Genomic DNA, 6,316 nt, shown 5'->3' on the forward strand with positions numbered 1-6,316 from the left:
CCACCCGCACAGACTGGACGCCAGATACAGGCGGGAGCCAGCACCCACACGGCGCATCACCACAACAGGGCGAACGATGCTTGATGCGGCACTAGGCGGTGCGGCGCAGGCGTTTGTCGACGGCCACGACGAGGGAGGCGAGGACGGCGATCGCGACGATCCGCAGCCAGGACTGGGCGCCGATCGGGGCGGTGCGGAACAGGTGGTTCATGGCGGGCAGGTAGGTGATGGCGGCCTGGCCGAGGGCCTGCACGGTCACGCCGCCGATGACCCATCGGTTGCTGAGCGGGCCGATGCGCCACATGGAGCGGGTGAGCGAGCGGCAGCTGAACAGGTAGAACACCCCGACCGTCACGAACAGGTTGAGCGCCGCCGTGCGTGCCTCGGTGAGGCCCGAGCCGATCGCCTCCTCCCACTTGAAGATCCACCAGGAGCCGCCGACGAGCAGGGCGGAGACCAGCAGGATCCGGATGAGCAGTGCGCCGGTCAGCAGCGGCCGGCCGGGGTCGCGTGGCGGGCGGTTCATGATCCCGGCCTCTTTGGGCTCGAAGGCGAGCATCAGGCCGAGCGCGACGGCGGTGGTCATGTTGATCCACAGGATCTGCGTGGGCAGGATCGGCAGGCGCGCGCCGATGAGGATGGCCACGAGGATGACCATGCCTTCACCGATGTTGGTGGGGAGCGTCCAGACGATGAACTTGGTGAGGTTGTCGAAGACCCCGCGGCCCTCCTCGACAGCGGCCTCGATGGTGGCGAAGTCGTCGTCGGTGAGCACCATGTCGGCGGCCTCCTTGGCGACCTCGGTGCCGCCCGTGCCCATGGCGATGCCGATGTTGGCCTGGCGCAGCGCGGGGGCGTCGTTGACGCCGTCTCCGGTCATCGCCACGATGTGCTTTCGCGCCTGGAGGGCCTTGACCAGCCGCAGTTTCTGTTCGGGGGAGACGCGGGCGAAGACGGACGCGCGGTCGACCGCGTCGGGGTACCGCTCGGCCGGCAGGGCGGCCAGGTCCGTCTCGGTGAGCACGCGCCCGTCGGGCCCTTCGCCGATCAGCCCGAGGTGGCCGGCGATCGCCGTGGCGGTTTTCGCGTGGTCCCCCGTGATCATCTTTACGGTGATGCCCGCGGTGTGACACGCGCGTACGGCGGCCGCGGCGGCGGGCCGGGGCGGGTCGTGCATCGCCTGCAGGCCGGTCAGCACCAGAGTGCCGGGAAGAGCGTCTTCGTCGAGCCGCGGCGCGGTGGCGCCGTGACCCGGGCCGATCGCCGTGGCCAGGACCCGCAGGCCCCGTCCGGCCAGGCGCTCGGTGGCGGCCAGCACCGCGTCGGGGCGCAGCGGCACGGCGGTGCCGTCGGCGGTCAGCTGCGCGCGGCACATCGCCAGGACGCGTTCGGCCGCTCCCTTGACCAGGACGACGTGGTCGCCGGTGGCGCGGTCGTGGTGCAGGGTCGCCATGTAGCCCCGTGCGGAGGTGAACGGAATGGTGGCGATGCGCGGACAGGCCGTGGTGACCTGCTCCGGCGGGAGGCCGCCCTTGCCGGCGGCGACGAGCATCGCGCCCTCGGTGGGGTCCCCGGCCAGGGTCCGCCGCCCGCCGTCGAGGACGAACGCGGCGTCGGTGCAGCCGGCACCGGCCAGCAGGCACCATCGCAGCGCCTCGCTCGCCTCCGCGGTGACCACGTTGGCGTCGCCGTCGCGCAGTTCGCCGTCCGGATCGTAGCCGGAGCCGGTCACCTCGTACTCGCCGTCGGGTGTCCACACGGCCCGGACCGTCATCTGGTTCTCGGTGAGCGTACCGGTCTTGTCCGAGCAGATGACCGTGGTGCCGCCCAGGGTCTCGACGGCGGGCAGGCGGCGTATCACGGCCCGCCGCCGTGCCATCCGCGCGACTCCGATGGCGAGTGTGATCGTGACGGCGGCGGGCAGCCCCTCGGGGATGGCGCCGACGGCGAGGGCGATCGCCGCGGTGAACATCTCCACGGGCTTCTCCCCGCGCACGACGCCGACGCCGAAGGTGAGCGCCGCCAGGGAGAGGATCGCCACCGTCAGCACCTTGCTGAACCACGAGAGTTTCTCGGTCAGCGGGGTGGCGAGTGTCTGGGCGGACCCGACGAGCCGGTGGATCCTCCCCAGCTCGGTCCTCGCCCCGGTCGCGACCGTGACGCCCGTCCCGCTGCCGGAGGTCACCAGCGTGCCCGAGTACGCCATGTTGCGCCGGTCGGCCATGGGCGTCGGCTCCGGAAGCACCGCCTCGTCCTTGACCACGGGAGCGGACTCGCCGGTGAGCGCCGACTCGTCCACCCGCAACTCCGCGGGCCGGACCAGCCGGAGGTCGGCCGGGACCTTGTCACCGGCCGCCACCCGTACGAGATCGCCGGGGACGAGGTCCTCAGCGGGCACCTTCTCCTCCCGGCCGTCGCGGACCACACTGGCCTCGCCGCGCACCATGGACCGCAGCGCGTCCAGCGCGCCCTCGGCCTTCGACTCCTGGACGAATCCGATGATCGCGTTGACCACGACCACCGCGAAGATCACGGCGGAGTCGACGAACTCGCCCAGCCCGGCGGTGATCGCGCCGGCGGCGATCAGCACGTAGATCAGCGGATGGTGGAACTGCCGCAGCATCCGGGTCACGACCCCGGCGCCCGCGGTGGCGGGGAGCAGGTTGGGGCCGAACCGCTCCCGCCGTCTCGTGGCCTCCTCGGTGGTCAGTCCGTGCTCGCCGTCGGTGTCCAGCGACAGGAGGACCTCATGGGCCGCCAGGCCGTGGGGAACGTTGCCGGACGTCGGAACCGTGGGCATGTTCATAGGCTCAGGCTGGCTTCACGCGGAGGCGGCAGGCAGGGCCTTTGGTCCCGTGCCGTGCCGCCGGAACGTCGCGGGCGCCCGCGTGCGTGGGAGGCGCTCACCGGTCGCGGCCGCGAAGGTCGTCGCGGTGGGTGCACGCGGCCAGCGGAGTGCCGGACCGGTACGCGGCGCGGCCGACCGCGTACGCGCCGAACGGCATGGTGAGCAGTTGCAGCAGGACACCGAGGCCGAGGACGGCGACCGTGTCCGGCGCCGGCATCAGCAGCATCACGCCGAGCAGCACGCTGACGACGCCGAGCGTCGCGGCCTTCGACACGGCGTTGGCGCGGTTGTAGGCGTCCGGCAGGCGCGCGAGGCCCAGCGCGGCGATGGCGATGAGGCTCGTGCCGACGAGGGCGAGCGCCCCGCCGATCAGGTTCGGTACGGTCACGGCGTTCGTCCTTCGAGTAGCAGGGCGATGGCGACGGTGGCGAGGAACCCCACCAGCGTCACGACGAGCACCAGCGCGAGCGTGGCGTGCGCGCGTGCGTCCGCGGCGAGCAGGGCGGTGGCGGCGACGAACACGACGAAGCCGAGATCCACCGCGATCAGCCGGTCGGCGTCGGTGGGGCCGCGCACCGCCCGCCAGATGACGATCCCCATGGCGGCCGTGAGCATGACGAGCAGGACGTCGATCACCAGGGTCATGGACCTCCACCTCCGGCGGGGCGCAGGACGGCCAGCAGCCGGTCTTCCAGGTCGTGCAGCCGGTCGATGAAGTAGGCGGGATCCGGGGCGTGCATCCCGTGGACGAACAGGGTGGGCGGATCGGTCCGCGCCTCGATGACGAGCGTTCCGGGTATCAGCATGATGAGGTGCGCCAGCACGATGACCTCCAGCGTGGTCCGGGCTCGCAGGGGCAGTTCGACGATGGCCGGGGCCAGCCCGCTGCCGGGTGTGATGATCTCCCAGGCGACGGTGACGTTGGCCTGGAGGAACAGGCGGGTGAAGTGGCCGAGGAACGCCACGGCGCGTGCCGCCCGTACCGCCGCGCGCCGCGCCGGGGGCGGCGGCCGCCCGGTCACCTCGTCACCGCCCGTACGTACGCCGAGGTGTCGGTCAGCCCTTTCGCCGCCGTGCCGGCGACGTGGAGCAGCGGTTGCGCCCAGATGCCGAGTGCGACGGACGGCGCGGCGAGGAGCAGCGCGGGCGCGGTGAGCGTCCATCGGATCCGGGCGTGCCGGTGCCCGCCGGATCGCGTACCGGAGGCGATCTCGCCCCAGTAGGCGCCGGCCCAGATCTTGATCATCGAGAGCAGGGTGAAGAGGCTGACGGCGGTGGCGACCGCGACGGCGACGTGGTCGGAGCGGTCCGCCGCCGCCCGGATGAGGCTCAGCTTGGCGACGAACCCGGACAGCGGAGGCAGCCCGGCCAGGGAGAGGGCCGCGACCATGAACACCCCGGCCGGCAGCGGGTTGCGCCGGGCCAGTTCGTCGAGGCGGTCGAGCCGGCCGGTGCCGTACGTCGTCTCCACACCGCCGGCGCATGCCAGCAGGGCGGCCTTGACCAGGATGTACTGCACCATGTAGAAGATCGCCGCGGTGAGCCCCGGCAGGGTGAACAGGGCCAGGCCGAGCAGGATGTAGCCGATCTGACTGACCATGTGGAAGGACAGGATGCCGCGCATCGACTGCTCGCCCACGGCGCCCAGGACACCGATCACCATCGTGAGCAGGGCCGCCGTCATGATCACCCAGCGGTAGTGGTCCATCCCGCCGAAGACGACCGCGTACACCCTGATGATCACATAGAGGCCGACCTTGGTCAGGAGGCCGGAGAAGATCACCGCCACCGCCGGCGAGGCGTCCGGATAGGTACGGGGCAGCCAGCCGTGCAGCGGAACGACGGCCGCCTTGGCCGCCATCGCCAGGAGCACGATCCCGCCCGCCAGGGCGGCGGCCGGGCTGTACCGGGCGGTCCCGCCCAGCTCACCCAGGTTCACCGTGCCCGTCACGCCGTACATGAAGCCGGCTCCGGCGAGGAAGAGCGTGGAGGCGAGCAGGCTGACGGTGACGTAGATCCGCCCGGCCGTGATCCGGCCGCGCTCGCCGCTCGCGGTGAGCAGCGCGTACGAGGGCACGAGCATGACCTCCACGAACACGAAGAGGTCGAAGAGGTCCGCGGTGAGCAGTGCGCCGTACACGCCCGCCGACAGGGCGAGCGCCAGCGGCGTGAACAGCGGGTGAGCGTCCTCACCGGTCACGCGGGCGAGCGCCAGGCCCGCGAGCATGAGAAGCGCGCTGACGCTCAGCAGGAGCGCGCTGAAGGCGTCGGACGCGAAGACGATCGCGATACCCGGTGGCCACTCGCCCACGCGCTGGGTCACCACCGCGCCGGCGGAGCCCGCGGCGAGCAACAGGCCGCCGGCCAGAAGGACGCCGGCGTTGACGGCCATGCCGGCCGCCCGGTGCAGCCGCCGGTCCGGAACCGCGACGCACAACCCGGCCGCCAGCAGCGGCGCGGCCACGAGGAGCGGCAGTACCGAGCCGTTCACTCCGCGGCCGCCGGGCCGTCGCCGGAGCGCTCTTCCTCCGGCTCCGCCGCCGGAGGGTCGGCGCGTACCAGGCCCAGCAGGTACATGGTGATGCCGAACGTGATGACGACGGCGGTGAGCACGAACGCCTGCGGCAGCGGGTCGGCCATCCGGGCGGGGTCGCTCCGCCCGACCAGCGGCGCGGCCCGCCGCACCAGTCCGCCGGAGGCCGTCAGGAAGAGGTTGACCGCATGGCCCAGCAGGACGAAGCCGAAGACGACCCGTACGGGGTCGGAGCGGAGGATGAGGAAGACCCCACCGGCCACGAGCACGCCCACGGCGATCGCCGCGGTCACGGCCGTCCTCCCTCGCCCGGGCCGAACCGGCCGATCGCGGTGACCGTCAGCCCCAGCACCATGAGGTACACGCCGAGGTCGAACAGGAGCGAGGAGGACAGGACGACCCCGCCCGGCAACGACACCTTGAGCGGGGTGAGGAACGGCCTGCCCAGCACCGTGCCCGCCAGCCCGGTCGCCACGGAGAGCACCAGACCGGCCGCGAGGAGACGCCCGTTCCACCGCGACCACGAGCCGGTCGCCCCCGAAGGCCCCGCCAGCGCGCCCAACGTGACCGCCAGGCCCGCGACCAGCGCGGCGGCGAACCCACCGCCGGGCTCGTCGTGACCGCGCAGGAACAGGTACGCCGACAGGGCCGCGATGATCGGGACCAGCAGACGCCGCCCCGGCCCGAGAAGCGTGCCGTACGGCGCCGCCTGGCCGCCGCCGTCCGCGCCGGGCAGCAGGCACAGCCCGAGTGCTACCGCCGTGAGCACACTCGCCTCGCCGAGGGTGTCCAGGCCGCGGAAGTCGACGAGGATGGTGTTCACCACGTTGCGCCCGCCCGCCACGGGTTCCGCGGCGTGGAGGAAGAATCTGCCCGCCGGCGACAGGTCCCGCCGGCCGGTCATCGCCAGCGTCCCCGCCGCCGCGGCGGCTCCG

7 protein-coding genes are annotated in these 6,316 nt (G+C 72.6%); all 7 read right to left on the reverse strand.

Going from position 1 to position 6,316, the window contains the following annotated elements; all coding sequences use genetic code 11:
• Positions 1-91: 91 nt before the first annotated feature.
• Positions 92-2,800: a cation-transporting P-type ATPase gene (locus ACFFNX_RS38780; RefSeq protein WP_378211101.1), complete on the reverse strand. Its 2,709-nt coding sequence runs from the start codon at positions 2,798-2,800 to the stop codon at positions 92-94.
• A gap of 103 nt (positions 2,801-2,903) precedes the next feature.
• A complete protein-coding gene (mnhG, locus tag ACFFNX_RS38785; protein ID WP_378211103.1) occupies positions 2,904-3,236 on the reverse strand; it encodes a monovalent cation/H(+) antiporter subunit G in 333 nt (110 codons plus the stop codon).
• Entirely contained in the window at positions 3,233-3,493 is a 261-nt protein-coding gene (locus ACFFNX_RS38790; RefSeq protein WP_378211105.1) for an MrpF/PhaF family protein, read from the reverse strand. The genes mnhG and ACFFNX_RS38790 overlap by 4 nt, the downstream gene beginning before the upstream one ends.
• Complete coding sequence (locus ACFFNX_RS38795; protein WP_378211107.1) at positions 3,490-3,870, reverse strand: Na+/H+ antiporter subunit E; 381 nt, start codon at positions 3,868-3,870, stop codon at positions 3,490-3,492. The genes ACFFNX_RS38790 and ACFFNX_RS38795 overlap by 4 nt, the downstream gene beginning before the upstream one ends.
• Entirely contained in the window at positions 3,867-5,339 is a 1,473-nt protein-coding gene (locus ACFFNX_RS38800) for a monovalent cation/H+ antiporter subunit D family protein (protein WP_378211109.1), read from the reverse strand. The genes ACFFNX_RS38795 and ACFFNX_RS38800 overlap by 4 nt, the downstream gene beginning before the upstream one ends.
• Positions 5,336-5,674 carry a sodium:proton antiporter gene (locus tag ACFFNX_RS38805; protein WP_378211111.1) on the reverse strand — a complete coding sequence of 113 codons (339 nt, stop codon included), beginning with the start codon at positions 5,672-5,674 and terminating at the stop codon, positions 5,336-5,338. The genes ACFFNX_RS38800 and ACFFNX_RS38805 overlap by 4 nt, the downstream gene beginning before the upstream one ends.
• On the reverse strand, positions 5,671-6,316 hold a 646-nt coding region (gene mbhE, locus ACFFNX_RS38810), incomplete at its 5' end, for a hydrogen gas-evolving membrane-bound hydrogenase subunit E (protein ID WP_378211113.1). The genes ACFFNX_RS38805 and mbhE, both read right to left, overlap by 4 nt.

This window comes from Actinoallomurus acaciae (assembly GCF_042429965.1).
GTDB classification, from domain to species: domain Bacteria; phylum Actinomycetota; class Actinomycetes; order Streptosporangiales; family Streptosporangiaceae; genus Actinoallomurus; species Actinoallomurus acaciae.

Excerpts from the sequence above, each read along its gene's own strand:
- ACFFNX_RS38780 (WP_378211101.1), bottom strand. The coding sequence starts at position 2,800 with ATGCCCACGGTTCCGACGTCCGGCAACGTTCCCCACGGCCTGGCGGCC.
- ACFFNX_RS38790 (WP_378211105.1), bottom strand. The coding sequence starts at position 3,493 with ATGACCCTGGTGATCGACGTCCTGCTCGTCATGCTCACGGCCGCCATG.